Origin of the sequence: Cellulosimicrobium sp. TH-20, from assembly GCF_002105775.1 — a bacterium.
Classification (GTDB): Bacteria; Actinomycetota; Actinomycetes; order Actinomycetales; family Cellulomonadaceae; genus Cellulosimicrobium; species Cellulosimicrobium funkei.
The window spans coordinates 2,035,830-2,061,814 of sequence record NZ_CP020857.1; the positions used below are offsets into that span (position 1 = coordinate 2,035,830).

Genomic DNA, 25,985 nt, shown 5'->3' on the forward strand with positions numbered 1-25,985 from the left:
GGGCGAGGATCGGCAACGGCGGCGAGGCCACCCTAGTACGCGGCCCTGCGCGGCGGCCGACCGGCTCGCGCCGCCGGGTGCGCCCCGCCCGCGGGTTCACCCTCGCCGCGGGGCCCGGCCGCCCCGACGTCGGGCCCGTCGATGGCAAGATGTCCGCATGAAGGTTCGTGTGCTCGTGGTGGACGACGACACCGCCCTGGCCGAGATGATCGGCATCGTCCTGCGCTCCGAGGGCTTCGAACCGGTGTTCTGCGCGGACGGCGACCTCGCGCTCGAGACGTTCCGCACCACGCAGCCGGACCTGGTCCTGCTCGACCTCATGCTCCCGGGCAAGGACGGCACGGAGGTGTGCCGCCTCATCCGGGCGGAGTCGGGCGTCCCGATCATCATGCTCACCGCGAAGAGCGACACGGTCGACGTCGTGCTCGGCCTCGAGTCGGGTGCCGACGACTACATCTCCAAGCCGTTCAAGCCCAAGGAGCTCGTCGCCCGCATCCGGGCGCGCCTGCGCCGCACCGAGGAGCCCGCCCCCGAGCACCTGTCCATCGGCGACGTCGAGATCGACGTCACGGGGCACCGCGTGTCGCGCGGCGGCGAGCAGGTGTCGCTGACCCCGCTCGAGTTCGACCTCCTCGTCGCGCTCGCGCGCAAGCCGTGGCAGGTCTTCACGCGCGAGGTGCTCCTCGAGAAGGTCTGGGGCTACCGGCACGCGGCGGACACGCGGCTCGTCAACGTCCACGTGCAGCGCCTGCGCTCGAAGATCGAGCACGACCCGGAGAACCCGGAGATCGTCCTCACGGTGCGCGGCGTCGGCTACAAGGCGGGCGCGACCCGCACGTGAGCACGACGGCCGGCTCCGCCGACGGGCGCGGGCGAGGGCTCTGGCGCCGCGTCCGGCGCCGGGCGCGCGCGACCGTCCGCCGCGTGGTGTGGCGCTGGCGCTCGTCGATGCAGCTCCGTGTCGTCACGTCGGCGCTCGTCGTCGGCGTGCTGACCGTCGGGGCGCTCGGCGCCTACCTCACCGACGCCATGCGCGACGGCCTCTACGAGCGGCGTGCCGCCGAGCTCGACCAGGAGAGCGCCCAGTCCACGCAGCAGGCGCGCCGCACGCTCGACGCGTCGCCCGCGTCGACGCCGACCGAGGCCCAGTCGCTCCTCTTCGACCTCTTCTCCATGCTCCAGACCACCGGGTCGTCGCGCGACGTCTTCCTCTGGCAGTCCGGCGGGTCGGGCACGGTCGGCTTCCTCGACCAGTCGACCGACCAGCAGCTCGACGGCCTCGTGTCGCCCGAGATGCGCGCGGCGACCGTCGCGGCGGACGGCGAGCAGTACCTCCAGTCCGTGGCGATCCCGGTCGACCCGGCCCACCCGGAGTCGTCGGGGGTGGTGCCCGGCATCGTCGTGGGCTCGACCGTCGAGGTGCCGGTCGCGGGCACGTACGAGCTCTACTACCTCTACGACCTCGAGGCCGACCAGGAGACGCTGCGCTTCCTCCAGTCGGTCCTGCTCGTCGGGGCGCTCGTGCTGCTCGCCCTGCTCGTCGGGATCACGGCGCTCGTCACGCGCCAGGCGGTGCTCCCGGTGCGCCAGGCCGCGAGCGTCGCGGAACGGCTCGCGGACGGCCGCCTCGACGAGCGGCTCCCGGTCAAGGGCCACGACGAGATGGCGTCCCTCGCGCACTCGTTCAACGAGATGGCGCAGAGCCTCCAGGAGCAGATCGGGCGCATGGAGGAGCTGTCGATGCTCCAGCGCCGGTTCGTCTCGGACGTGTCCCACGAGCTGCGCACGCCGCTCACCACGATCCGCATGGCCTCCGAGGTGCTGCACGCGTCGCGCGAGGACTTCGACCCGGTCTCGCGACGCTCGACCGAGCTCCTGCAGGCCCAGCTCGACCGGTTCGAGGACCTGCTCGCCGACCTGCTCGAGATCAGCCGGTTCGACGCCGGCGCCGCGGTCCTCGACGCCGAGCGGCGCGACCTGCGCGACGTGGTGAACGCCGCCGTCGACCACGCCGCCCCGCTCGCCGAGCGCAAGGGCGTGTGGCTGTCGGTCCACCTCGGCGACGAGCCCGTCACGGCCGACATCGATCCGCGGCGCGTCGAGCGCATCGTGCGCAACCTCGTCGTCAACGCGATCGAGCACGCCGAGGAGCGGCCGGTCGAGATCACGGTCGACGGCGACGGGCACGCCGTCGCGGTGACGGTCCGCGACCACGGGGTCGGGATGACGACCGACGAGGTCCAGCACGTGTTCGACCGCTTCTGGCGTGCGGACCCCGCTCGCGCCCGCACGACCGGCGGCACGGGCCTCGGGCTCGCGATCTCCCTGGAGGACGCGCACCTGCACGGCGGGTGGCTCGAGGCGTGGGGCCGCCCGGGCCGGGGCGCGAGCTTCCGGCTCACGCTCCCGCGGCGCGCCGGGATCCGGCTCCAGTCGTCCCCCCTGCCGCTCGTCTCCGAGGCGGCCACCGGCCGCGGGCTGCCCGCGGAGTGGAGCGTGCGGACGCCGGTCGTCGAGGACGTCGAGGGCACGGCGGGCCCCGCCGACCTGCCGTCGGTCACGGGCGGCATCCCCGTCGTCATCCCGCGCGACCACGCGCCCCAGCCCGGCCGGGCGACGGTGCCCGGCTCCGGCGGCGGTCCGGCCGCCGGCCCCGACGACGTCCAGGAGGGGCGATGACCACGACGGGGACCGTGCGGCGTCCGACCGCCGGGCAGGCGGACCTGCGGCGCCGGGTCGGGCGCGCGCTCGCGGCCGGGCTCGCGGCCGTGGGGGTCGCCGCCCTCGCGGCGTGCGCCTCGATCCCCACGTCCGGGCCCGTCGTCGAGGGCGAGGCGACGCCGGAGGACCCGGGCCAGCCGTTCGTCAGCGCCGCCTCGCCCCGCCGCGACGCCTCGCCGGACCAGATCGTCCGCGGCTTCCTGGCCGCCCAGGCCCAGGGCGCGCGCGGCTCGTTCGACGTCGCGTCCGAGTTCCTCACGCGCGACGCGCAGGACGACTGGTCGCCCGTCTCCCAGGTCGCGATCCTCGAGGACGTGCCGCAGCTCGACGTGGACGAGGCCGCGATCGAGGGCGGCACGACGACGGTCCGCGCCACCGCCGACGTCGTGGGCACCGTCGACGAGCGCGGCGTCTACACGGAGCAGGCGCCCGGCCGGACCACCGAGGTCTCCTACGGCCTCGTCCGCGACGCCGACGACCAGTGGCGCATCGACGTGGTCGACGACGGGCTGACGATCACGGCCACGAACTTCGCCCGCACCTTCAAGCAGGCCAACCTCTACTTCCCGACCCTCGACCGGGCCTACCTCGTGCCCGACGCCCGCTGGTTCCCGAGCCGGAACTGGCAGGCGCTCGCGGTCCGCGAGACGCTGCGCGGCCCGGCGGACTGGCTCGCGGGGTCCGTCGCGACGGTCGCGCCCGAGGGCACCTCGCTGAGCATCGACTCCGTGCCCCCGGGGGAGGGCAGGGTCGCGGTGCCCCTCACCGACCCGGTGACCGCGGCGTCGCCGGCCGACCGCGCGATGCTCATCGCGCAGCTCCAGGCCTCGCTCGGCGTGCCCGTCGACATCACGGTGGGCGTCGGCGGCTCGGAGCTCTCGGCCGACGACGTCCCGACCATCGGCGTCGCCAACACGCCCGACGAGCCGGTCGTGCTCTCGGGCGACCAGGTCATGAGCCTGGAGGGGCGCACGACGCGCGCGGTGACGTCGGCCGCCCCGCTCGCCGGGCTCCAGCCCACCGCGCTCGCGTTCCGCGGCCGGGCCGACGACGCCACGTACGTCGTGCGGGACGGCGCCGCGCGGCTCGTCACGGCGCCGACGGCGGAGGCCGGGCCCGTCACGCTCCTCACCGGGACGAGCCTCGTCGCGCCGTCGATCGACCGGTTCCAGTACGTCTGGAGCGGCCCGCAGGTGCAGGCAGGGTCGCTGCAGGTCGTGGACCTGCGGGAGGCCGGCAGCGACGCGGCGGTCTCCGAGGTGGCCGCGCCGTGGCTCGACGGGCGCACCGTGATGTCGCTGCGGGTCGCGCCCGACGGCGCCCGGGTGGCCGTCGTCAGCGACTCGGGGTCCGGGGCGCAGGTCCACGTCGCGGGCATCGTCCGCGACGAGACCGGCCGGCCGACCCAGCTCTCCGCACCGGTCCGGGTCGGGCAGCCGATCGCCGCCGCGACACAGGTGACGTGGGTCGACCGCGCGCTCCTCGGGGTGCTCGGCCGGGCGTCCGGCGAGTCCGAGGTCGTCGTCCAGCGGGTGCCCGTCGGGGGGCCGACGGTCGCCGCCTCGCCCGTCGAGGGCGCCGTCTCGCTCGCGTCGGCCACGGGCGTCGGCACGACGCTCGTCGGGACGAGCGACAGCAGCCTGTACGCCGCGGGCACGTCGAGCCTCTGGACCAAGATCGCCACCGAGGTCCGGCTGCCCACGTACCCCGGCTGAGACGCCGCGCGCCCGGTGGCGCGAGGCGCGCCGGGCGACCACAGGCTCCCGGACGGCGCGGGTCGGGAGCCCGCGGTGCGCGCGTCGTCCACAGGTGGCCGGTCCGCCGGTGCCGGACGCTCGCGCCACCGGGCACGCTGGCCCGGTGCTCCTCGCCGCCCTCGACGACGTCGCCCGCCTCGTCCTGCCCGTCGCGTGCCCCGGCTGCGACGCGCCCGACGTCCGGTGGTGCGAGCCCTGCCTCGCGCCGCTGCGCGCCCCGCTCCGGCGGCGCGAGCGTGGGGCGCCCCGCCTCGACCGGCTCGACGGCGTCGCGCCCCTGCCGGTGTGGGCGCCGGCGGCGTACACGGGGCCCGTGCGCGGCGTCGTCGTCGCCTGGAAGGACCGCGGCAGGGCGGACCTCGACCGGCCGCTCGCGGACGCCGCGTGGCGCGCGGGCACCGCGCTGGGGCCGGTGCTCGGAGCCGTGCTCGGGCAGGGGCGCGGCACCGCGCTCGGTCCCGCGCTCGGGTCTGGGGTCGGGGCGGTCCCGGGGGAGGGGTCCCGGGGGTGCCCAGTCCTCGTCGTCCCGGCACCGACGACGCGGGCCGCGCGTCGCGCCCGCGGGCGCGACCCCGTCGCTCTGCTCGCGCGTGCGGTCGCCGCCGGACTCGACACCTCGGGAACCCCCGCCCGGAGCGCCGCGCTCCTCGTGCACCGCGGGCGCGCCCGGGACCAGGTCGGGCTCGGCTCGCGGGCGCGCGGGGCCCGTCTCGGCACGGTCGCCGTCGCCCCCGGGAAGCTCCTCGGGGCCGGTGCCGGAGGGCTCGTCCGACCGCTCGTCGGACCGTCCGCCGGAGCGCGTCGAGGACGGCCCGGGCGGCGCCCGTCGACCGGTGCACCGGCACCGGTCGTGGCGTGCCTCCTCGTCGACGACGTCGTCACCACGGGAGCCACCCTCGCCGCGTGCGAGAGGGCTCTGACCAGCGCGGGCGCTCTCGTGCTGGGCGCCGTCGCGCTCGCCGCGACCCCGTCGCCGGGCGAACGACGGCGGTCCGCCGGGCAGCCTCCGTGAGGTCCGCGCCGCGCGGGTCGAAGGTCCCCTCGTTCACCTTCCGTTGGTGCTGCCGACACCCCGGGCCCGGGGTTAGGCTGAGGGCCAGTCGCCGCGGACGACGGACGTGCAGGACACGTGCGCCGCCGCGCGAGCGTACCGAGCGCGCGGCCCTGCGCCGCAAGGAGGTGGTAGCCCACCGCACCCGGCAGCGGGTGCTCCTACCGAATCCGAACGAGGCGCCCGGACGCACCGGGCCGGGCGTCGCACTAGATCCTCGCGGAGGCTCACATGGAGATCGTCGTCGTCGGCAGGCACACGGAAGTGGCAGACCGCTTCCGCCGGCACGTGGAGGACAAGCTCGCCAAGGTCCAGCAGCTCGCGCCCACGGCGCAGCGCGTGGACGTCGAGGTCACCCACGAGAACAACCCGAGGCTCTCGGGGGTCCGCGAACGCGTCGAGCTCACCGTGCGGGCCAAGGGACCCGTCGTCCGCGCCGAGGCCGCGGCCGACGACCGGTTCGGCGCCCTCGACCTCGCGATGGACAAGCTCGCGGAACGGCTGCGCCGCGCCCGCGACCGTCGCAAGGACCACCGCAACCACACCGTCGTGCCGCCCGTCGACGTGCGTCCCTACGACCCGGCCACGCACGAGGCACCCCCGCCGCCGGCGCCGACCGCGCCGACCGCGCCCGGGGAGGCCGTCGAGACGACGCTCGGCGACTCGCCCGTCGTCATCCGGCAGAAGCTGCACACCGCGGAGCCCATGACGGTGGACGACGCGCTGTACGAGATGGAGATGGTCGGCCACGACTTCTTCCTCTTCGTCGACATCGAGACGTCGCGCCCGTCCGTCGCCTACCGCCGCCGCGGCTGGACGTACGGCGTCGTCGCGCTCGACACGTCCTGCGACTGCGCCGACTCCACGGTCGAGAAGAGCGCCTGACCGCACCCGACGCGCCCGGACCCTCGAGGGTCCGGGCGCGTCGTGCTGTCCGGACCCGTCGCCCGCTGACCCGCCCCCGCTGCCCGCTGCCCGCTGCCCGCTGCCCACCGTCCGCCGCCCGCCGACCGCCGCCCGCCGACCGCCGCCGACCAGGCGATCCCGGTCGGCCGAGCAGGTGGTCGTGGCGGGTCCGGCCGCCGGGACGCGCCAGGACCGCCTGGTCGGCGGGGGCGGGTGGACGCCGGGTGGGCGGCGGGTGGGCGTGTGGGTGGGGGCGGGCAGGATCGGGGGGTGGTCGCCACGCCGTCGAGGTCCGAGTCGATGTCCCTGTCCCAGGCGCGCCGTGTCGCGCTCGCCGCGCAAGGGCTGCACCGGGAGCGCCCGGACGTCGGCGCGCGTGCCGGGTCCGGCGGGCGCGCCCCGACGATGCGGCAGGTCCAGGGGGTCATCGACCGCCTGGGGCTCCTCCAGATCGACTCGGTCAACGTGCTCGCGCGGGCGCACCTCATGCCGCTGTACGCGCGGCTCGGCCCGTACGACACGGCGCTGCTCGACCGCGCGGCGGGCCGTGCGCCGCGTCGGCTCGTGGAGACGTGGGCGCACGTCGCGTCCTACGTGCCGCCCAGCACGTGGCCGCTGCTCGAGTGGCGCCGCCGCCGGTACCGCACGGAGGCGTGGGGCACCATCAGCGCGGTCGAGATGAGCCACTCCGAGGCGGTCCAGGACGTGCGGCGCCTCGTCACGGAGCGCGGCCCGATCACCGCGAGCGAGGTGCACGAGATCCTCGAGGCCGAGGGGCGGGCGCACCCGCGCGACCGCTCGCAGTGGGGCTGGAACTGGACGGTCGCGAAGCGCGCGCTCGAGTTCCTCTTCTTCACGGGCGAGATCACGTCCGCGCGGCGCAACGGCGCGTTCGAGCGGTGCTACGACCTCACGGAGCGCGTGCTCCCGCCGGAGGTCGTCGCGGCACCGCCGGTCGCGGACGCCGACGCCGTCCGGGCGCTGCTGGAGATCGGCGCCCGCGCGCACGGGGTCGGGACGCTGCGCTGCTTCCGCGACTACTTCCGGCTCAAGGGGCCCGCGGTGCGGACGGCGCTCGACGAGCTCGTCGAGGCGGGCACCCTGCGCCCGGTGACCGTGCGGGGCTGGGACGAGCCGACCTACCTGCACGCGGACGCGGCGCTCCCGCGGCGCGCGACGGGGACGACGCTGCTCAACCCGTTCGACCCGCTCGTGTTCGAGCGGACCCGCCTCGAGCGGCTGTTCGACGTGCACTACCGGATCGAGATCTACGTGCCCGCGGCGAAGCGGGTCCACGGCTACTACGTCCTGCCCTTCCTCGAGGGCGAGGCGCTCACCGCGCGCGTCGACCTCAAGGCCGACCGTCGGGCCGGGGTGCTGCGGGTGCAGTCGGCGCACCGCGAGCAGGCGGCCGGGCCGCAGACGGCGGCGCGCCTCGCCGCCGAGCTGCACGTGCTGGGCCGGTGGCTCGGGGTGCCGGAGGTCGACGTCGCCCCGGCGGGGGACCTGGCGCCCGCGCTCGCCGCCGAGGTCGCGGCGCACTGACGTCGTCGCTGCCGTTCCGGTCGCTGCCGTCGCCATCGCGGTCGTCCCGACCGTCGCATCGGCGGTGGACGAGGCGCCCGGCCCGGGTGGCCCTCGCCGTAGGCTGGCGGACGACGTCGCGGGGGAGAGGTTCGTCGTCGGCGAAACCCGGACGGGACCGGCGCGGCCCCGACTCCCCTACGATGTTGTGTGACGTTGCCGACGTCCGCTGCCGTGCGCGCCCGCGCGGCAGAGCGTCGGCTCTGCTCCCGGACCAGCCGGCCCGGGCACCGATCGATACGGGAGTCCTGCGTGCCTTCGATCCTCGACAAGGTCCTTCGCATCGGCGAGGGCCGGATCCTCAAGAAGCTGTCCGGCATCGCCGACCAGGTGAACAAGCTCGAGCCCGGCTTCGAGGATCTCACCGACGAGGAGCTGCGAGAGGAGACCGACCGCTTCAAGGCGCGCCTCGAGGCGGGCGAGACCCTCGACGACCTGCTCCCCGAGGCGTTCGCCGCGGTGCGCGAGGCGTCGCGGCGCACGCTCGGCCAGCGGCACTTCGACGTCCAGCTCATGGGCGGCGCGGCGCTGCACCTCGGCAACATCGCCGAGATGAAGACCGGTGAGGGCAAGACCCTCGTCGCGACGACGGCCGCGTACCTCAACGCGCTCGAGGGCAAGGGCGTCCACGTCGTCACGGTGAACGACTACCTGGCGAAGTACCAGTCCGAGCTCATGGGCCGCGTGTACCGCTTCCTGGGCCTGTCGACCGGCGTCATCCTGTCCGGCCAGACGCCGGCGCAGCGGCGCGAGCAGTACGCCGCCGACATCACGTACGGGACGAACAACGAGTTCGGCTTCGACTACCTGCGCGACAACATGGCGTGGTCCACGGACGACCTCGTGCAGCGCGGCCACAACTTCGCGATCGTCGACGAGGTCGACTCGATCCTCATCGACGAGGCGCGCACCCCGCTCATCATCTCGGGCCCGGCCTCGGGCGACACGAACCGCTGGTTCGGCGAGTTCGCCAAGGTCGTGCGCCGTCTCAACCCCGGGACGGACTACGAGGTCGACGAGAAGAAGCGCACGGTCGGCGTGCTCGAGCCCGGCATCGAGAAGGTCGAGGACTACCTCGGCATCGACAACCTGTACGAGTCGCTCAACACGCCGCTCATCGGGTTCCTCAACAACGCCATCAAGGCGAAGGAGCTCTTCAAGCGCGACAAGGACTACGTCGTGCTCAACGGCGAGGTCATGATCGTCGACGAGCACACGGGCCGCATCCTGCCCGGCCGCCGGTACAACGAGGGCATGCACCAGGCCATCGAGGCCAAGGAGGGCGTGCAGATCAAGGCGGAGAACCAGACGCTCGCCACGATCACGCTCCAGAACTACTTCCGCCTGTACTCCAAGCTCGCGGGCATGACCGGTACCGCCGACACCGAGGCGGCCGAGTTCCAGGGCACCTACAAGCTCGGCGTCGTGCCGATCCCGACGAACCGCCCGATGCAGCGCGTCGACCAGCCCGACCTCGTCTACAAGAACGAGGAGGGCAAGTTCGACGCCGTCGTCGCGGACATCGTCGAGCGCCACGCGCAGGGCCAGCCGGTGCTCGTCGGCACGACGAGCGTCGAGAAGTCGGAGCTCCTGTCGTCCAAGCTGAAGAAGCAGGGCGTCCCGCACGAGGTCCTCAACGCGAAGCAGCACGAGCGCGAGGCGGCGATCGTCGCGCTCGCGGGCCGCAAGGGCGCCGTGACGGTCGCGACGAACATGGCCGGCCGCGGTACGGACATCATGCTCGGCGGCAACGCCGAGTTCATGGCGGTCGCGGACCTCGCGGCGCGCGGCCTGGACGCGGCGGAGAACCCGGAGGAGTACGAGGCCGCCTGGCCCGACGCCCTGGAGAAGGCGAAGGCCGCGGTCGCCGCGGAGCACGACGAGGTCCGCGAGCTCGGAGGTCTCTACGTCCTCGGCACGGAGCGGCACGAGTCGCGCCGTATCGACAACCAGCTCCGTGGTCGTTCCGGCCGTCAGGGCGACCCGGGCGAGTCCCGGTTCTACCTGTCCATGCAGGACGACCTCATGCGCCTGTTCAACTCGACCCTCGCCGAGTCGATGATGAACCGCGCCGGGTTCCCCGACGACGTGCCGCTCGAGTCGAAGATGGTGACGCGCGGCATCGCGAGCGCGCAGGGTCAGGTCGAGTCCCGCAACTTCGAGATCCGCAAGAACGTCCTCAAGTACGACGACGTCCTGTCGCGCCAGCGCACCGTCATCTACGACGAGCGCCGCCGCGTGCTCGAGGGCGAGGACCTGCAGGAGCAGGTGCAGCACTTCCTCACCGACGTGGTCACCGCGTACGTCGAGGGCGCCACGGCCGAGGGCAACCCGGAGAGCTGGGACCTCGAGGGGCTGTGGACCGCGCTCAAGGCGGTGTTCCCCATCTCCATCACGGTGGACGAGGTCGTGGAGCAGGCCGGCGGCGAGACGCGCCTCACGAGCGAGATGCTGCTCGAGGAGATCCTCTCGGACGCCCGCATCGCCTACCAGAACCGCGAGGAGCAGCTCGGCGCGGCGAACATGCGCCAGCTCGAGCGCCGCGTGACGCTCTCGGTCCTCGACCGCAAGTGGCGCGAGCACCTCTACGAGATGGACTACCTCAAGGAGGGCATCGGGCTGCGCGCGATGGCGCAGCGCGACCCGCTGGTCGAGTACCAGCGCGAGGGCTTCCAGCTCTTCCAGGCGATGACCGAGGCCATCAAGGAGGAGACGGTCGGGTACCTCTTCAACCTCGAGGTCAAGGTCGCCGAGCCGGGCGCGGCCACGGGCCAGGCGCCGGCGATCTCCGTCGCGGGTGCGGCGCAGGCCGCGCAGTCGGCCGCGGGCCAGGCGCTCGGCGGCGCGGCGGGTGCCGCGTCGGCGGGTGCGGCGGCCGGTCTCGCGGCGGCGGCGCAGCGCGACGCGGCTCCGACGCAGGACGCGCCCGTCGACGGCGCCCCCGTCGCGGACGAGCCGGTCGAGGACGCCTCCGTGGAGGACGCGCCCGTCGAGGACGCGCCGGTCGCGCCGGAGCCGGTGGCGGCACGTGCCGCGGCCGAGGGCCCGGGCGGCGACCGCCCCGGCACGCTCATCGCGAAGGGCCTCGACGGCCCCGACCGCCAGGTCCCGCTGTCGTACACCGCCCCGAGCGAGGACGGCACGGGCCAGGCCGTGGTATCCGGCGACGCGGGCCGACGCTCGCGCCGCGCGCTGCACGGCGAGGCGACGGCGGTCGAGAGCGACGGCCGGACCTTCCCGGGCACGCCCCGCAACGCGCAGTGCCCGTGCGGCTCCGGCAAGAAGTACAAGGTCTGCCACGGCCAGAACGAGGCCTGACCGGTGCCCGTCCGCCGGGCACCCTGACGACGACGGCGAGGCGTCCACCTGCGGGTGGGCGCCTCGCCGTCGTCGTACCCGGCCAGGAAGGCCGTGGGGGTGTCGGGTCCGGGAAGGGGCGTGGTCGTGCCCGGTCCGGGAAGGGCTCAGCCGATCTCGAGCGCGACCACGCGCCAGGCTCCGCGGCGCGCCTCCAGCCGCGCCGCGGCGGCGCGGACCCGGTCCCCGTCCTGGACGACGACCGTCCCCTCGGCGACGCCGTCGCCGATGCGCAGGACCCGCGCGCGGCGGACGGCGACCGGGCGGGCCGGGGTCTCGCCCGGGCCGTCGGCCACGAGCCGGGCGCGCCGGGCGAGCGCCTCGTAGATCTCCGGCGACACCCACCGCGCGAGCTGTCCGACCGTGCGCTCGCCCCGGACGACCTCGACCGCCGCCCGGACCACGGCGCAGCACAGCGTGGTCGGGTCCGGCAGCGGCACGGGTGTCGTCGGGCGCCCGAGGGGACGGCCCCGGACGACGTGCTGCGGCGCGCGGGCCGTCGTCGGGTCGGTCACGTCGACCGTGGCGACGGTCGGGTCGCCGAGGCAGCGGAGCAGCCGCGCAGGCGGGGCGGACGGGACGCTCGTCGAGCGGAGCGGGCGGACCGTGGTCCCGTTCGTGGGAGGGGCCGTCGGTGCGGCCGCGGGTGTCGCGGTGGTGACCGGGGCGTGCGCGCCGGCCAGCAGGGGAGCGGTCATGGTGGGGCTCCTTCGGGGTCGGCGGTGGTCAGGCGGACGGCGCGACGAGGACCTGGCCCGGCCGGACGAGGTCGGGGTCCGCGCCCACGACATGGGCGTTCGTCACGTGCCAGCGCTCCACCGCCTCCGCGACCTGCCGGTCGGTGGACCCCGCGGGCAGGTGCCGGGAGGCGATCGACCACAGCGAGTCGCCGCGCACGACGACCACCTCCGGCGCGGCCTCCGGACCGGGCACGTCGCGAGTCACGGCCAGCGCCGCGTCGCGCTGGCGGACGGCGTCCGACGAGGCCCCCTCCGCAGCGACCGTCTGTCCCGCGGCGCCGGAATCCTCCGTCTCCTGGCCGACGACGCCCGCCCCGGCGCGCGCCCCTCCGGAGTCGGTGGTGTCGCCCGTACCAGCGCTCTCCGCGCTCGTCGACGGCGTCGCGCCGGTCGCTGCGGAGGTGGCACCGTGCGAGCGGTGGGGGTCCTGCGACGTGCCGGCGTCCGCCGGCACCCCGGAGGGCGGCACCGAGGGCGCCGACACGGACGACGGCGGCACCGAAGACGGCGGCACCGAGGTGACCGGCGCGGGCTGGCCCGGCGCGGCGTCCGCCCGGGTGCTCGACGAACCGTCGGAACCCGCCGTGGAGCCGTCCGCCGTGGCGGACGAGGCGCCGGGGGTCGTCCCGGACGTCGAAGCGGCGCTCTCCGAGGCGCCGTTCCCTGACACCGTGCCCTCGTCCCCGGCGACAGCACCGCTGGGTCGCCACCCGAGATCGACGGCGACGACGCCCGGGTCGTCCGCCGGGGCGGCCGCGTGCGCCGTCCCGCCGGCGACGAGCAGGCCCGCGCCGACGGTGGCGCCGACGGCGGCGCGCGCCGCGTGCCGGACGACGGCCGGCGCCGCGCGGCGCAGGAGGCGTTCTCCCGTCGTCCAGGACCGCCCGGCGGACTCGGCAGCCACGCAGGCCAGCGCGACGAGCGCACTGAGCGCGACCCAGAGGGCGGCCAGCGCGCCCACCGACACCGTGCCGAGCTCCACCCAGGGCTCGACGCGGTGCGTCGGGAGCGCGGCGACGAGGTGCAGCGCCCGGAGCGACAGGACGGTCGTCGCGCCGCCCAGGACGAGGACGAGCGCAAGGAGGGCGAGCAGGCCCCCGGCTCGTCGGGATCCAGCAGTACCCCGGTCCATCGTTGCCCCCTGCCTGCCGTCGCGCACTCGACAGCATTTGATGTTGTTTGGTGTCGTTTGATGACGACACGTCGATCTAAGCGTGCAGGATCGACACCTGTCCAGGGGCGTCCCGTGATGTGGACGACGGAGCGTCGGGTGCGGTGGCACCCCGCTACGGTGTGCCGATGCGATGGGACGCCCTGTTCGACGACCTTGCGGCGCAGCTCGCCGCGGCGGAGTCGCAGGACCGCGTCGCCGCGGTCGCCGACCTGACCCGGGCGGAGCACGCGACGGTGCTCCTCACCGAGCGGCTGCGCGCCGCGCCGGGGCCCGTGACGCTCGAGCTCCGCGACGCGTCGGCGGTGACCGGCGAGGTGCGGGAGGTCGCGCAGGAGTGGGCGCTGGTCGTCGACGGGCGCCGGCAGCACCTCGTCCCGCTGGACGCCGTGGTCGCGGTGCGAGGTCTCGGGCGGCACGCCGACCCGCCGCGCTCGTCCCGGTCGGCGACGCTCGGCCTCGGGCACGCGCTGCGCGCGCTCCAGCGTGACCGGAGACCGGTCCAGGTGCGGACGGCCGCCGGGTCCTACTCCGGGTGGGTCGCCCGGGTGGGGAAGGACCATCTCGACCTCGAGCCGTCGCCCGGCAGCACTCACGGCGCGCGGGTGGTCCGCTGGTCGGCCGTCGTGTGCGTCAGCGAGGCGGAGACGGGGTACGTACCGAGGTGAGCGCGCGGCAGGGGGAGCCGGGGGAGCGGGGACGCCGTCGCACGACGGCGTGGGGACGCGGCACGGGGCGGCGGAGGCGCGACGGCGTGCCGTCAGCCGTCGAAGTCGCCCGCCTCGATGCGCTGGCGCGTCTGCGCGTACATGCGCTGGATGTACGCCTCGAGCTCGCTCACCTCGACCCGCCACTGGCCGCGTCCGCCCACCTGGATCGCGGGCAGCTCTCCCGACCGGACGAGCGCGTACGCCTGCGCCGCCGAGATGTTGAGCTCGTCCGTGACGTCGGCGAGGGTGAGGAACCGCTGGGGCATGGCGTCAGTCTGGCACGCGCACGCCCCGTCGAGGTGCTCGTCCACAGGCCCTGCCACGCGCCCCGCCGACCGGGAATCATGAAGCCGCGGCACGTGCGACGTGCCGACCACCGAGGGGGAGATGGATGACGACGACCGTGGAACGACCCGTCCCGGGGGCCGCGACGCCCCCGCCCGCCGCGCGGCTGCGGCGGCCGGGCTGGAAGGACCCGCGGCTGCTCGTGGGGGTCGTCGTGGTGGCGCTGTCGGTCGCGCTGGGGTCCTGGGCCGTGAGCAGCGCGAGCCGGACGGTCGCGGTGTACGCGGCCGGGACGCCGCTGACGCCCGGCACCACCGTCGGTGCGGCCGAGCTGCGCACGGTCGAGGTGCGGCTGGGCGCGCAGACCGACCGCTACCTGCTCGTCGAGGACGGGCTCCCGGACGAGGCGGTCGTCCTGCGGACGGTGGCCGCGGGCGAGCTCGTCCCCGCGACGGCGCTCGGCGCCGCCACCGACCTCGCGGTGCGGGCGGTCGCGGTGCCGGTCACCTCGGGCCTCTCGGAGCGGATCGTGCCCGGCGCCGACGTCGACCTCTGGCACGTCCCGGAGGCCGCCGCCGCACCGTCCCCGGACGCTGCGCAGGACGCCCCGGACGGATCGGGCGCCGTGCCGGAGATGCTCGTCGGCGGCGTCACGGTCGCCCAGGTCGACGAGGGCGAGGGCACGCTCGTGGTCGGCGGGCCGACGACGGTGCACCTGCTCGTCGAGGTCGACGACCTCCCCGCCGTGCTCGCCGCCGTCGCGGGGGAGGGCACCCTCGCGCTGGTCCCGGTCGGCGGTGCGGGGTGAGCGGCGCGACCACGGTCACGACGGTCCTGTGCGCGGTCCGCGGGGCGCGCGAGGCGGAGGTCGTCACGACGCTCGACGCGTCGGGGCTGCGGGTGACGCGGCGCTGCGCGGACGTCGTCGAGCTGCTCGCCGCGGCGGCCGCGGGGGCCGGGCGGGTCGCCGTCGTCTCGCACGACCTCCCGGCGCTGGACCGGCAGGCCGTGGCCGACCTGCACGCGCACGACGTCCGGGTCGTCGCGCTCGCCCCCGGGGGCACGTGGGAGGAGGACCGGCTGCGGGCCCACGGGGTGGACACCGTGGTGGACGTGGACCGGTCCCCGGGCACCCTGTGCGACGCCGTCCGGGCGGTCGTGCCGGCCCGCACCGCGCACGCGGGCCCGCCCGGCGCGCCCGCCCGCGTCCTGGCGCCCGTGCCGGCCGACGGCGAGGGCGACCGGCGCGACGGCCGGACCGTCGCCGTCTGGGGCCCGACCGGGGCGCCGGGCCGCACGACCGTCGCGACGAACCTCGCGGTCGAGCTCGCGGGCCCGGCACCCGCGGGGCGGCCCCGGCGGCACCGCGCCGCACGCCGGGCGCACGAGGTCGACGCGGCTGCCACGGCCGCCGTCGGGCCTCCGGCCGAGGTGCTGCTCGTCGACGCGGACACGTACGGCGGGACGGTCGCGCAGCGCCTCGGGCTGCTCGACGAGTCCCCGGGGCTCGCCGCCGCGGCCCGCAGCGCCGGTCAGGGTGTGCTCGACGCCGCGGGCCTCCGCGCGCTGGCCCCGGTGCTCGTGCCCCGCGTCCGCGTCCTCACGGGCCTCGCCCGGGCGGCGCGCTGGCCCGAGCTGCCGGGCCCGTCGCTCGACGCGGTGTGGCAGGTGGCGCGGTCGGTCGGGGACTGGACCGTCGTCGACTGCGGCTTCGGCATCGAGCAGGACGAGCTGCTCAGCTACGACACCCGCGCCCCGCAGCGCCACGACGCGACGCTCAGCGCGCTGGGCGCCGCGGACGTGGTCGTGGTCGTGGGCGGCGGGGACCCGGTCGGGCTCCAGCGCCTCGTCCGCGCGCTCGACGAGCTGGGAGAGTCCGGGGCGGCGGCCGCCGCGGCCCGCGTCGTCGTCGTGAACCGGGTGCGGGCGAGCGTCGTCGGGCCACGGCCCGAGCGCGCGGTGCGCGACGCGATGGCGCGGTACGCCGGCGTCGAGGACCTGCACGTCGTCCCGGAGGACACCGCCGTCGACGTGGCGCTCCGGGAGGGGAGGACGCTCGGCGAGACCGCCCCGGCGAGCCCTGCCCGGCGCGCGCTGGCCCGGCTCGCGGAGGCAGTGCGGGAGGCCGCCCCGTCCGGGCGTGGTGCGGCGCCCGGACCGGTGCTCGAGGCGGCACACTGAACCCATGCGCATCTATCTCCCCGCGACGCTCGACGAGCTCGACGCCGTCACCGTGACCGCCGACGCCGCCCGCTGGACCGTCGCCCCGCGCGGCGCCCACGCCGTGACCGCCGCGCTGACGCGTGCGCTGCCCGACGAGGACGAGGAGGGTCTCGAGTACGCGGCGGCGCTCGAGGCGGCGGACGACTCGCTCGCGCTCGTCGCGTCGCGCCCGGACGCGCCGCGGCAGCGGCTCGTCGTCACGCTCGAGGTGCCCGACGGCGCGGTCCAGGTCGTGGGGGCCGAGGACTCCGACGACGAGGACGCGCCCGCCCCGAGCGCCGTCGAGGTGCTGCGCACGGTGCCCGACGTCGCGATCGTGTGCGTGCACGTCGACGAGCCGGAGGCGGTCGCGGACGTCGAGGCCGTGCTCACCGCGGCGGACGACGACGGTCCCGACGCGGACGCGGCGCTCGACGCGGCCATCGAGCGCGTGGGCGAGCGCGACCTGCTCTGGTACGACTGGTCCGAGCTCAAGGACGTGCCGCGCGGCTGAGACCGGGACGAACCCGGGGCGGACCGAACCTGGGACGCCGCTGGGGTGACGGGCCCCGTCAGCCCAGGCGGCCCAGCACCTCGTCGTGCAGCAGGCCGTTCGTCGCGACGGCGTTCCCGCCCCACGGGCCGTCGGCGCCGTCGAGCGACGTGAACCGCCCGCCCGCCTCGGTGACGATCGGCACGAGCGCGGCCATGTCGTAGAGCTCGAGCTCGGGCTCGGCGGCCGCGTCGACCGCGCCCTCGGCGACGAGCATGTACGACCAGAAGTCGCCGTAGCCGCGCGTGCGCCACGCGCCGCGCATGAGGTCGAGGAACGGCTCGAGCTTCCCACGCTCCTCCCAGCCGTCGAGCGACGCGTAGGCGAGCGACGCGTCGGACCACGACGAGACGCCCGAGACGTGCAGGCGCGACGCGGCGGCGAGCGACTTGCCCGTCCACGCGCCGGTGCCCTTCGAGGCCCACCAGCGCCGGCCGAGCGCGGGCGCGGACACCAGCCCGACGACGACCTCGTCGCCGTCGGCGAGCGCGATGAGCGTGGCCCACACGGGGACGCCGCGCACGAAGTTCTTCGTCCCGTCGATCGGGTCGACGATCCAGCGCCGGGCGCCGTGGCCCGTCTCGCCGTACTCCTCGCCCACGATCGCGTCGCGGCCGCGGGCCCGGCCGAGCTGGCCGCGGATGATCTCCTCGGCGGTCCGGTCGGCGTCGCTCACGGGCGTCGAGTCGGGCTTGGACTCGACGTGCAGGTCGAGCGCCTTAAAGCGCGACAGGGTGTGGGCGTCGACCTGGTCGGCGATCACGTGGGCGAGGCGCAGGTCGTCGTCGTAGCCGCGCGTCGAGGGGGGCGTCATGGCTCACACCGTAGCGGTGCGCGCACGGGCCGGGGGAGGCGCCGCGCGGGGTGCGGGCTCAGGCGGCGCCGGTGCGCGAGGCGAGCACGCGCCGGAACGACTCGAGCCGCGCCGCGCGGGCGTCGCGGGTGGCGTCGTCCGGGGAGTCCGCCACCCAGTCGTCGAGCGCGCAGTCCGGGGCGTCGTCGAGGTGGGTGCACCCGCGCGGGCATGCGGCGGCGACGGCGTCGAGGTCCTCGAACGCGCGCAGCAGGTGGTCGACCTGCACGTGCGCGAGCCCGAACGACCGCACGCCCGGGGTGTCGATGACCCACCCGCCGCCCGGCAGGCGCAGCGCGACCGCCGACGTCGACGTGTGCCGGCCGCGCCCCGTGACGTCGTTGACGTGCCCCGTCGCGCGCCGGGCGTCGGGCACGAGCGCGTTGACGAGCGTCGACTTCCCCACGCCCGAGTGCCCGACGAACACCGACGTGCGCCCGGCCAGCGCCTCGCGGACGGCGTCGAGCGGCTCGATGGCCCAGCCGTCCGGCGCGAGGCCGTCGGGCGCGCGCCGCGTGACGACGACGGAGACGCCGAGCGGCTCGTACAGCGCGCGCAGCGGCGCCGGGTCGGCGAGGTCCGCCTTGGTGAGGCACAGCAGGACGTCCATGCCGGCGTCGTACGCGGCGACGACGCACCGGTCGATCATGCGCGTGCGCGGCTCGGGCTCGGCGAGGGCGGTGACGACCACGAGCTGGTCCGCGTTCGCGACGATGACGCGCTCGTACGGGTCGGTGTCGTCGGCGGTGCGGCGCAGCACCGACGACCGCTCCTGGATGCGGACGATGCGCGCGAGCGAGCCGTCGTCCCCGGTGACGTCGCCGACGAGGTCGACGCGGTCCCCGCACACGATCCGCGTGCGCCCGAGCTCGCGCGCCTTCATGGCGAGGACGGTGCGCTCGTCCTCGGCGCCGACGACCGTCCCGTCGTCGGTCCCGCCCACGAGCAGCGTGTACCGCCCCCGGTCCACGCCCGTGACGAACCCGGTCACCGCGTCCGCGTGCTCGGGGCGCTGCTTGGTGCGCGGGCGGCTGCCGCGCTTGCCGGGGCGCGAGCGGAAGTCGGACTCGTCCGGGACGCGGGCCATCAGCGGGCCGCCGCTCCCGAGCCGCCGAGCATCCGCTCCCACATGCCCGCGAAGCCGGGGAGCGTCTTGGCCGTCGTCGCGACGTTCTCGACGCCGACGCCCGGCACGCGCAGCCCGATCACGGCCGCCGAGGTCGCCATGCGGTGGTCGTGGTAGGTGCGGAAGACGGCGCCGTGCAGGGGGCGCGGCGTGATGACGAGCCCGTCGCGCGTCTCCTCGGCCTGCCCGCCGAGGCGCGTGATCTCGGCTGCGAGCGCGGCCAGGCGGTCGGTCTCGTGCCCGCGCAGGTGCGCGATGCCGCGCAGGCGGCTGGGCCCGTCGGCGAGGGCCGCGAGCGCGGCGATCGTGGGGGCGAGCTCGCCCGCGGCGTGCAGGTCCACGTCGACGCCGCGCACCTCGCCCGTGCCCGTCACGGTGAGCACGTCGCCGTCGAGGGACGACGTGGCGCCCATGGTCTCGAGCAGCTCGGGGACCATCGCGCCGGGCTGCGTGGTCGCCGTCGGCCAGCCCGTGACGCGCACGGTGCCCCCGGCGACGAGCGCGGCCGCGAGGAACGGCGCGGCGTTCGACAGGTCGGGCTCGACCTGCACGTCACGCGCCGCGATCGCCCCCGGCTCGACGCGCCAGATCGCCGGGCGCGAGTCGTCGACGACGACCCCGACCTCCCGCAGGACCTCCACCGTCATCTCGATGTGCGGCATGCTCGGCAGCGTGTGCCCGACGTGCCGGACCGTGAGGCCCTGGTCGTAGCGCGCCGCCGCGAGGAGCAGCCCGGAGACGAACTGGCTCGACGCCGACGCGTCGATGTCGACGGACCCGCCCCGGACCCGGCCGCGCCCGCGCACGGTGAACGGGAGGGTCGTGGGCAGGCTGCCGCCGTCGTCGCCCGCGACCGGGACGTCCAGGGCGCTGAGCGCCGCCACCACCGGGCCCATGGGCCGCACCCGCGCGCCCTCGTCGCCGTCGAACCGCACCGCGCCGTCCGCCAGCGCCGCGACCGGCGGGAGGAAGCGCATGACCGTCCCGGCGAGCCCGCAGTCGACGTCGACGGGTCCGCGCAGGGCGCCGGGCGTCACGTGCAGCTCGGTCGGCGACGCGCCCTCCTCGATCCCTACGCCCAGCGCGCGCAGCGCCGCGATCATGAGGTCGGCGTCGCGGCTGCGCAGCGCGCCCCGCAGCGTCCCCGGGCCGTCGGCGAGCGCGGCGAGCACCAGCAGCCGGTTCGTCAGCGACTTCGACCCCGGGACCTCGACCGTCGCGTCGAGCGGCCCGCGCGCCGTGGGCGCGACCCAGGCGTCGGCCGGGGCGGGGGACGGTGCGTCGGTGGGCGCGGGGGGCTGCGTCGTCATGGCGTCCAGGCTAGTGGAGCGTCGCCGCCCGACGGCGGCCGGTCCCGCCCGGCGGACGGGCGCGGCCGGCGGACGGGCGCGGCCGCGCGGTGCGACGCGTCAGGCGACCTTGGCGCGGACGGCGGCCCCGGCGTCGTGCACGGCGCCCGCGGTGGTGCTCGCGGCGTGCTGCGCGGCGTCCTGGGCGGCCTTCGCGGCGCGGCGAGCCGAGCGCGACACGTCCTTCGCGGTGCTCTTCGCCCCCGCGACGACGGCCTCCTGCTTCGCCTGCTTGGCGAGCGCGAGGTCGTGCCGCGCCCGCTCGAGACGCCACTGGACGCCCGGGCGGCCCTCGTAGTCGGCGCCCGCGATGAGCGCGGCCCCGATCGCCCCGACGTTCGCGACGAACTTCCGCGTCCGCTCGGTGCGCGTGGCCTCGCCGCCCGTGAACGGCTGGTTGACGACGGCGAGCGGGACCGTGAGCGCGGCGAGCGCGAGCGCGGCGGTCCGGGGCGCCTTGCCGACGGCGAGGCACAGGCCCGCGACCGCCGTCGCCGCGCCGTGGGCGCGGACGAGCGTCGTCACCTGCCGCTCGCTGAGCGGGGCCTCGATGCCGACGCGCTTCTCGACGAGCTCGACGCCCGCGCGCGCGGCCCGCACGTGCTCCGCCGGCTTGAGCGCGGCCTGGACCCCGTCGTAGACGAACCACGAGGCCAGCATGGGCCTCGCGAGGTGACGCAGCAGCATCGGTTCTCTCCTCATCGCTGGTGACTCGCCGGTGCCCTGGGCGGGCGTCCTCCGGTGGGTCCCAGCCTGCCGCGCCCCCCGGGACGGCGCCACCCGCGGCGGTGCCCGGGCCGGGAATGCCCAGAGGCGCTCGCGGGTTGCACCCCTCGTGACCGCCCTGCTCCAGACTCCCGCACCCGCCGCCCGGGTCGCGTCGACGACCCCGGCGCCGGACGCCGCGTTCGCCGCCGCGTGGTCGGTGCCGAGCCGTGCGCGGGACGCCTCATCGAACACCCAGACGAACGGGGGACTAGGCTCGTTGTTGATGACAGAGCGAATCTCCGGCAGCGACGTCTCCGGCAGCCCTGCGACGACGTCGGGAACGACGCCGGACGACGGTGCGCCCGCCGGCACGCCGCCCGCCGACGCGACGGACGCCGAGGACACGAACCGCGCCCCGGAGGCCGAGAGCGACGCCGCGCGCGCCGCCCGGTTCGAGCGGGACGCCCTGCAGTACCTCGACCAGCTGTACTCCGCGGCGCTGCGGATGACGCGCAACCCCTCGGACGCCGAGGACCTGGTGCAGGAGACGTTCGCGAAGGCTTTCGCGGCGTTCCACCAGTACCGCCCGGGCACGAACCTCAAGGCGTGGCTGTACCGGATCCTCACGAACACGTTCATCAACACGTACCGCAAGAAGCAGCGCGAGCCGCAGCAGGCGCAGACGGACGACGTCGAGGACTGGCAGATCGCGCGCGCGGCGTCGCACACGTCGCAGGGCCTGCGCTCGGCCGAGGCGGAGGCGCTCGACCGCCTGCCGGACTCGGACGTCAAGCGCGCGCTCCAGGAGCTCCCCGAGGACCGGCGCATGGTCGTGTACTACGCCGACGTCGAGGGCTTCCCGTACAAGGAGATCGCGGAGATCATGGGGACACCGATCGGCACGGTCATGTCCCGCCTGCACCGAGGCAGGCGCCAGCTGCGCGAGCTGCTGGCCGACTACGCCGCGAGGCGAGGACTGGTGGGCGCGAAGAGCCCCGGAGGTGAGTCGTGAGCACGTCAGAGACCCGTGAGCCCGGACGGGGTCCGGTCGAGGAGCCGGTGACCCCGATCCCGCACTCGACCGCGGGCGAGTCCGAGTGCGAGCACGCGCTCACGCACCTGTACGAGTACCTGGACTCCGAGATGACGCCCGACGACGAGCTGCGCATGCGCCAGCACGTCGCGCACTGCTCGCCGTGCCTGGCCGAGCTGAGCGTCGAGGAGCTCGTCAAGCAGCTCGTGCGCCGCTCGTGCCACGAGAAGGCGCCGGCAGGGCTGCGGGAGCGCATCCACACGCAGCTCACCGTGATGGTCACGACGACGACGGTCGTCGAGACGCGCTGACCCGAGCCCGGGGGCCAGCCCCTGGGTCCCGCGCGCACGAGAGAGGGCCCGGACCGACGACGTCGGTCCGGGCCCTCTCCCGTGCTCCCCCTCGCGGGGGCTGCGCCGTCTCAGGCGTTGGGGCGCTTGCCGTGGTTCGCGGCGTTGCCCTTGCGGCTGCGACGCTTGCGTCCGCGCTTGCTCATGGTGTTCTCCTGACGGTCGGGGAGTGCTGCCGGTCTCGGCGGTTCTCGACGGGTGTCGACGTGGAACGACCGGTCTCGGCGTGTCCAGTCCGTCTCCCATGGTCCCACACGCGACCCCTTGTCACGGTCGAGCACGCGATATATCGTGTCTGGCAGAACGAGATATATCGCGAGTGCCTTCCGGCCGTCCTGGTCGAGATGGCGCGCGGCGACCAGGACGGAGCGCGGGATGACGCAGGAGCTCTGGGCCCTCACCGGTCCGCAGGCCATCGACCTCGCGCTCGTGCGCCGGCTCGACGCGACGATGATCGGCGGGCGCATCGACGTCGTCGCGCACGAGGACCCGGCACGGACCGACGCGCGCGTCGAGGTGCACTCCGTGAGCGGGCGCGCGCTCGAGGTGCGGCTCGACGGGACGACGCTCCGGGTGGGCTACGGCCCGTTCGAGGCGGGCTGGAAGGGCTTCCTCGAGCGCTTCCGCACGTACACCGGCAAGGACGCCGCGGAGGTCCACGTCGCCGTCCCGGCGGGCGCGCAGGTCGAGGTCGCGACCGTGCAGGGCGAGGCGCTCGTCGCGGGCGCCCGCGAGGGCGTGCGGCTCGCGACCGTGTCCGGCGCCGTCATGACGAGCCGGACGCGCGGCCCGCTGCGCGTCGACACCGTCTCCGGCGAGGTCGCCGCGAGCGAGCACGACGGCCCGGTCCGGATGGAGTCCGTCTCTGGCGGCCTCACCGCCACGGGCGCGCTGCGCTCGCTGCGGCTCGACTCGGTCTCCGGCTCCGTGACCGTCGACACGCGCACGACCCCGGGCGAGATCACGGTGAGCGCCGTCTCCGCCGACGTGCTCGTGCGCCTGCCCGACCCGGACGCGATGGACTACGCCGTGCGCTGCCTCAGCGGCCGGCTCGACGTCGACGGCGAGGAGCAGCGCGGGTCCGCGCGCTCCTTCCACCGTGCGGCGCGGCTCGGCGCGGGCGCGCCCGTCCGCGTCTCGGCCGTCTCGGGCGACGTCACGGTCCTGCGGGGGACGGCCGGGACGTCGTCCGCCCCGGTCGATGCGCCCCCGGTGCAGGACGCGGCCCCGGACGCCCCGGCGTGGGGCAGCCCCGGTGCGCCCGCCGGGCGACCGGCCTCCACGAGCGGCCCGGTGGACCGCTGATGGCCACCGTCTTCGCCCACGGCCAGCTCCGGCTCTACCTGCTGGCGCTCCTCGCGTCCGGCCCCAAGCATGGGTACGAGCTCATCACCGAGCTCTCCGAGCGGTTCGGGGGCACGTACCGCCCGAGCGCCGGGACGATCTACCCGCGCCTCGCGCGACTCGAGGACGAGGGCCTGGTCCACCGCAGCGCCGACGGGCGCAAGACGACGTACGAGCTGACCCCCGCGGGGCGCGCCGAGATCGAGGCGCGGCGCGCGGACGTCGCCGCGCTCGAGCACGGCATCGCCGAGACGGTGCGCCAGCGCGCCGAGGCGCTGCGCGCCGACGTGCAGGGGTCGCTGCGGGGGCTACGCGCCGAGCTCGCGGCCGCCGCCCAGAGCGCCCGCGCCCGTCCGCGCGACGGCGAGCCCGACACCCGTCGCCGCGAGTCGACCGCGCGGCGCGCCGAGGCCGAGGCCGTGCTCCAGCGGTTCCGCGACGAGCTCCGCGCGGACCTGCGCCGGGCCGACGCGGCCGGCGGCGTGCCCGAGCTGACGGTCGACACGCTGCGCACCGTGCTCGACAGCGCCCGCCGGGCCGTGCGGGCGACCCTGCCCTGACGGACGATCCCAGAACCCGCAACGACCGACCACGCACCAGAGAACCGAACGAGGAGAAGCGCATGAGCACCGAGTCCTGGGTCATCAACGCCCCCCGGAGCGTCGACGTCGCGGACGTCCGGCGCGTCGTCGTCCAGCTCACGGACGGGTCGGTCGACGTCGTCGCCGACCCCGGCCGCGAGAGCGGGGCGCACCTCGACGTGAGCGAGGTGTCCGAGCGCCCGCTGCAGGTGAGCGTGCACGACGGCGAGCTGCGCGTCGGGTACGACTTCGCCGGCATCGAGGGCCTCGTCGACCGCGCGAAGGGCCTGCGCGACAAGGACCGCGCCGTCGTGCGGGTCACCGTGCCCGCGAGCGTCCCGCTCAAGGTGACGACCGCGCGCGCCGCGGCGACCGTCGTCGGGACGCGGGCGGACGTGTCCGTCACGACCGGGACCGGCGCCGTCCGCGTCCAGGGCGTCTCGGGCACGGCGTCGGTCCGCACGGCCACCGGCTCCGTCGACGTCGGCGAGCACGTCGGCGACGTCCACGTGACCACCGCGTCCGGCACCGTCACGCTCGGCGGCACGCTCGGGCGCGTGTCGGTCAGCACCGTCACGAGCGGCGTCGAGGTCGTGGCGCGCGAGAGCACCCCGCTCGTCGACGCGCGCACGGTCTCCGGCGACGTGGCCGTGCGCCTCGGCGCCGGCTCGGCCGTGAACCTCAAGGCCCGCAGCGTCACCGGCAAGGCCGTGCTCGACGGCGTGCGGCTCGACTCCAGCGCGCAGCGCACCACGTCCGTCGACCACGTCGACCAGCACGGCGCGGGCGGCGCCTACGTGTCGGCGAGCACCGTCTCGGGCGACCTCACGGTCTCGCGCGGCTGAGCGGTACCGCCCCGACGGCGAGGGGGAGGCGTGGTCCGCGACCACGCCTCCCCCTCGCTCGTGCGTCCCTGCGCGGGCTCAGACGGTGTCGTCGGGCAGCCCGAGCCACGCGTGCCAGCCGGTGTGCAGCACGAGCCACGCCATGAGCCCGTAGCCCGCCTGGCCGGGGAAGCCGTTCCCGCTCTGCGCGAGGTCGGCGAGCCACTGCTCGTGCGTGACGAGCGGACTGAACGTGTCGACGTAGGGGACGCGGCGCCGGTTCGCGACGTCCGAGAACGCGTGGGACAGCTCCGCGAGGCGCTCCGCGTCCTGCGCGTGGCCCGGCGGCGGCCCGACGACGAACGTGGGCAGGCGGTGGGACTCCGCGACGTCGAGCACGTTCGCGAGGTTGAGGCGTGAGCGCGCGACCGACAGCCCCGCGTCGAGGTCGTGGCGGCCGAGGCCGATGACGAGGCGGTTGTCGACGTCCGGCTCGGGGGAGAACCGGCGCGCGGTCTCCGCCTCCCAGCGCTGGCTGAGCGCCGTCGTCGTCTCGCCGGGGATGGCGAGCGGGAACACGTACGCCGGCTGGGGGAAGCGCGTGCGCGCGACGACGCGCCCCGCCCACCCCAGGGCCTTCGCGTCGCCGACGCCGGCGCTCAGCTCGTCGCCGACGACGCAGATCCGTACCTCACGACTCACCGCGTCTTCCACGAGCGCCATTCTCCCCGACGCGGGCCGCGCGGGTCGATCCGAGCCGGTGCGGACGGCGTGTCGACC

The 25,985-nt window shown here is 75.9% G+C and carries 25 protein-coding genes; 16 read left to right on the forward strand and 9 right to left on the reverse strand.

What is annotated here, in order from left to right; translation table 11 throughout:
• The first annotated feature begins 157 nt into the window (after positions 1 to 157).
• The 7 genes from mtrA to secA all read left to right on the forward strand — a co-directional run bounded on the left by mtrA (position 158) and on the right by secA (position 11,337).
• On the forward strand, positions 158 to 841 hold the full coding sequence (gene mtrA / locus B8281_RS09005) for an MtrAB system response regulator MtrA (RefSeq protein WP_034655451.1): 684 nt from the start codon (positions 158 to 160) through the stop codon (positions 839 to 841).
• Entirely contained in the window at positions 838 to 2,679 is a 1,842-nt protein-coding gene (gene mtrB / locus B8281_RS09010; protein WP_319946716.1) for an MtrAB system histidine kinase MtrB, read from the forward strand. The genes mtrA and mtrB overlap by 4 nt, the downstream gene beginning before the upstream one ends.
• Positions 2,676 to 4,436, forward strand: coding sequence for an LpqB family beta-propeller domain-containing protein (locus B8281_RS09015; protein WP_085387534.1), 1,761 nt, complete (start codon positions 2,676 to 2,678; stop codon positions 4,434 to 4,436). Before mtrB ends, B8281_RS09015 begins: the two co-directional genes overlap by 4 nt.
• A gap of 145 nt (positions 4,437 to 4,581) precedes the next feature.
• Positions 4,582 to 5,490, forward strand: a complete 909-nt coding sequence (locus tag B8281_RS09020) for a ComF family protein (protein WP_085387535.1) — start codon at positions 4,582 to 4,584, stop codon at positions 5,488 to 5,490.
• Positions 5,491 to 5,760: 270 nt separating this feature from the next.
• Complete coding sequence (hpf, locus tag B8281_RS09025) at positions 5,761 to 6,414, forward strand: ribosome hibernation-promoting factor, HPF/YfiA family (RefSeq protein WP_043659309.1); 654 nt, start codon at positions 5,761 to 5,763, stop codon at positions 6,412 to 6,414.
• 321 nt (positions 6,415 to 6,735) lie between these two features.
• Positions 6,736 to 7,980, forward strand: coding sequence for a winged helix-turn-helix domain-containing protein (locus tag B8281_RS09030; RefSeq protein ID WP_085388696.1), 1,245 nt, complete (start codon positions 6,736 to 6,738; stop codon positions 7,978 to 7,980).
• 291 nt (positions 7,981 to 8,271) lie between these two features.
• Positions 8,272 to 11,337, forward strand: coding sequence for a preprotein translocase subunit SecA (gene secA / locus B8281_RS09035; RefSeq protein ID WP_085387536.1), 3,066 nt, complete (start codon positions 8,272 to 8,274; stop codon positions 11,335 to 11,337).
• A 146-nt stretch (positions 11,338 to 11,483) separates the two neighbouring features.
• On the opposite strand, the gene B8281_RS09040 is transcribed toward secA, so the two are convergent.
• Together B8281_RS09040 and B8281_RS09045 are read right to left on the reverse strand one after the other, a co-directional pair.
• Positions 11,484 to 12,074: an Rv3235 family protein gene (locus tag B8281_RS09040; RefSeq protein ID WP_085387537.1), complete on the reverse strand. Its 591-nt coding sequence runs from the start codon at positions 12,072 to 12,074 to the stop codon at positions 11,484 to 11,486.
• Between the two features lie 28 nt (positions 12,075 to 12,102).
• The gene (locus B8281_RS09045; RefSeq protein WP_085387538.1) at positions 12,103 to 13,248 is read right to left on the reverse strand and encodes a LysM peptidoglycan-binding domain-containing protein; all 1,146 of its coding nucleotides are present in this window, start codon (positions 13,246 to 13,248) and stop codon (positions 12,103 to 12,105) included.
• A 167-nt stretch (positions 13,249 to 13,415) separates the two neighbouring features.
• Here B8281_RS09045 and B8281_RS09050 point away from each other — a divergent pair, with 167 nt between their 5' ends.
• The gene (locus B8281_RS09050) at positions 13,416 to 13,955 is read left to right on the forward strand and encodes a hypothetical protein (RefSeq protein WP_085388697.1); all 540 of its coding nucleotides are present in this window, start codon (positions 13,416 to 13,418) and stop codon (positions 13,953 to 13,955) included.
• A 92-nt stretch (positions 13,956 to 14,047) separates the two neighbouring features.
• On the opposite strand, the gene B8281_RS09055 is transcribed toward B8281_RS09050, so the two are convergent.
• Positions 14,048 to 14,263, reverse strand: coding sequence for a helix-turn-helix domain-containing protein (locus B8281_RS09055; RefSeq protein ID WP_061269161.1), 216 nt, complete (start codon positions 14,261 to 14,263; stop codon positions 14,048 to 14,050).
• Between the two features lie 125 nt (positions 14,264 to 14,388).
• On the opposite strand from B8281_RS09055, the gene B8281_RS09060 reads away from it, so the two are divergent.
• The 3 genes from B8281_RS09060 to B8281_RS09070 are packed head-to-tail and all read left to right on the forward strand — an operon-like array spanning position 14,389 to position 16,998.
• On the forward strand, positions 14,389 to 15,090 hold the full coding sequence (locus B8281_RS09060) for a hypothetical protein (RefSeq protein ID WP_085387539.1): 702 nt from the start codon (positions 14,389 to 14,391) through the stop codon (positions 15,088 to 15,090).
• Positions 15,087 to 16,463, forward strand: coding sequence for a hypothetical protein (locus B8281_RS09065; protein ID WP_085387540.1), 1,377 nt, complete (start codon positions 15,087 to 15,089; stop codon positions 16,461 to 16,463). The genes B8281_RS09060 and B8281_RS09065 overlap by 4 nt, the downstream gene beginning before the upstream one ends.
• Positions 16,464 to 16,467: 4 nt before the next feature.
• Positions 16,468 to 16,998 carry a hypothetical protein gene (locus B8281_RS09070; protein ID WP_085387541.1) on the forward strand — a complete coding sequence of 177 codons (531 nt, stop codon included), beginning with the start codon at positions 16,468 to 16,470 and terminating at the stop codon, positions 16,996 to 16,998.
• 58 nt (positions 16,999 to 17,056) lie between these two features.
• Here the strand turns inward: B8281_RS09070 and hisN are convergent, their stop codons facing one another.
• The 4 genes from hisN to B8281_RS09090 form a co-directional block, all read right to left on the reverse strand.
• Complete coding sequence (gene hisN, locus B8281_RS09075) at positions 17,057 to 17,851, reverse strand: histidinol-phosphatase (RefSeq protein ID WP_021482063.1); 795 nt, start codon at positions 17,849 to 17,851, stop codon at positions 17,057 to 17,059.
• Between the two features lie 58 nt (positions 17,852 to 17,909).
• Positions 17,910 to 18,977 carry a ribosome small subunit-dependent GTPase A gene (gene rsgA / locus B8281_RS09080; RefSeq protein WP_034655119.1) on the reverse strand — a complete coding sequence of 356 codons (1,068 nt, stop codon included), beginning with the start codon at positions 18,975 to 18,977 and terminating at the stop codon, positions 17,910 to 17,912.
• Positions 18,977 to 20,326: a 3-phosphoshikimate 1-carboxyvinyltransferase gene (aroA, locus tag B8281_RS09085; RefSeq protein WP_085387542.1), complete on the reverse strand. Its 1,350-nt coding sequence runs from the start codon at positions 20,324 to 20,326 to the stop codon at positions 18,977 to 18,979. The genes rsgA and aroA overlap by 1 nt, the downstream gene beginning before the upstream one ends.
• A gap of 99 nt (positions 20,327 to 20,425) precedes the next feature.
• Positions 20,426 to 21,052: a DoxX family membrane protein gene (locus B8281_RS09090; RefSeq protein WP_085387543.1), complete on the reverse strand. Its 627-nt coding sequence runs from the start codon at positions 21,050 to 21,052 to the stop codon at positions 20,426 to 20,428.
• A 304-nt stretch (positions 21,053 to 21,356) separates the two neighbouring features.
• On the opposite strand from B8281_RS09090, the gene B8281_RS09095 reads away from it, so the two are divergent.
• Both B8281_RS09095 and rsrA read left to right on the forward strand, forming a co-directional pair.
• Positions 21,357 to 22,085: a sigma-70 family RNA polymerase sigma factor gene (locus B8281_RS09095; RefSeq protein WP_051028241.1), complete on the forward strand. Its 729-nt coding sequence runs from the start codon at positions 21,357 to 21,359 to the stop codon at positions 22,083 to 22,085.
• Entirely contained in the window at positions 22,082 to 22,417 is a 336-nt protein-coding gene (gene rsrA / locus B8281_RS09100) for a mycothiol system anti-sigma-R factor (RefSeq protein WP_021483111.1), read from the forward strand. Before B8281_RS09095 ends, rsrA begins: the two co-directional genes overlap by 4 nt.
• A 110-nt stretch (positions 22,418 to 22,527) precedes the next feature.
• On the opposite strand, the gene B8281_RS20110 is transcribed toward rsrA, so the two are convergent.
• Positions 22,528 to 22,602, reverse strand: a complete 75-nt coding sequence (locus B8281_RS20110; RefSeq protein WP_099052597.1) for a 50S ribosomal protein bL37 — start codon at positions 22,600 to 22,602, stop codon at positions 22,528 to 22,530.
• A 229-nt stretch (positions 22,603 to 22,831) separates the two neighbouring features.
• Between B8281_RS20110 and B8281_RS09110 the strand changes: the two genes are divergently transcribed.
• The 3 genes from B8281_RS09110 (at position 22,832) to B8281_RS09120 (ending at position 25,226) form a co-directional block, all read left to right on the forward strand.
• On the forward strand, positions 22,832 to 23,761 hold the full coding sequence (locus tag B8281_RS09110; RefSeq protein WP_085387545.1) for a DUF4097 family beta strand repeat-containing protein: 930 nt from the start codon (positions 22,832 to 22,834) through the stop codon (positions 23,759 to 23,761).
• On the forward strand, positions 23,761 to 24,360 hold the full coding sequence (locus tag B8281_RS09115) for a PadR family transcriptional regulator (protein WP_085388698.1): 600 nt from the start codon (positions 23,761 to 23,763) through the stop codon (positions 24,358 to 24,360). The genes B8281_RS09110 and B8281_RS09115 overlap by 1 nt, the downstream gene beginning before the upstream one ends.
• A 62-nt stretch (positions 24,361 to 24,422) precedes the next feature.
• The gene (locus tag B8281_RS09120; protein WP_061269170.1) at positions 24,423 to 25,226 is read left to right on the forward strand and encodes a hypothetical protein; all 804 of its coding nucleotides are present in this window, start codon (positions 24,423 to 24,425) and stop codon (positions 25,224 to 25,226) included.
• A gap of 78 nt (positions 25,227 to 25,304) precedes the next feature.
• Here B8281_RS09120 and B8281_RS09125 read toward each other — a convergent pair whose 3' ends face one another.
• Positions 25,305 to 25,928 (reverse strand): GDSL-type esterase/lipase family protein, encoded by a 624-nt coding sequence (locus B8281_RS09125; protein ID WP_031316757.1) that lies wholly within the window; start codon positions 25,926 to 25,928, stop codon positions 25,305 to 25,307.
• Between the last annotated feature and the right edge of the window lie 57 nt (positions 25,929 to 25,985).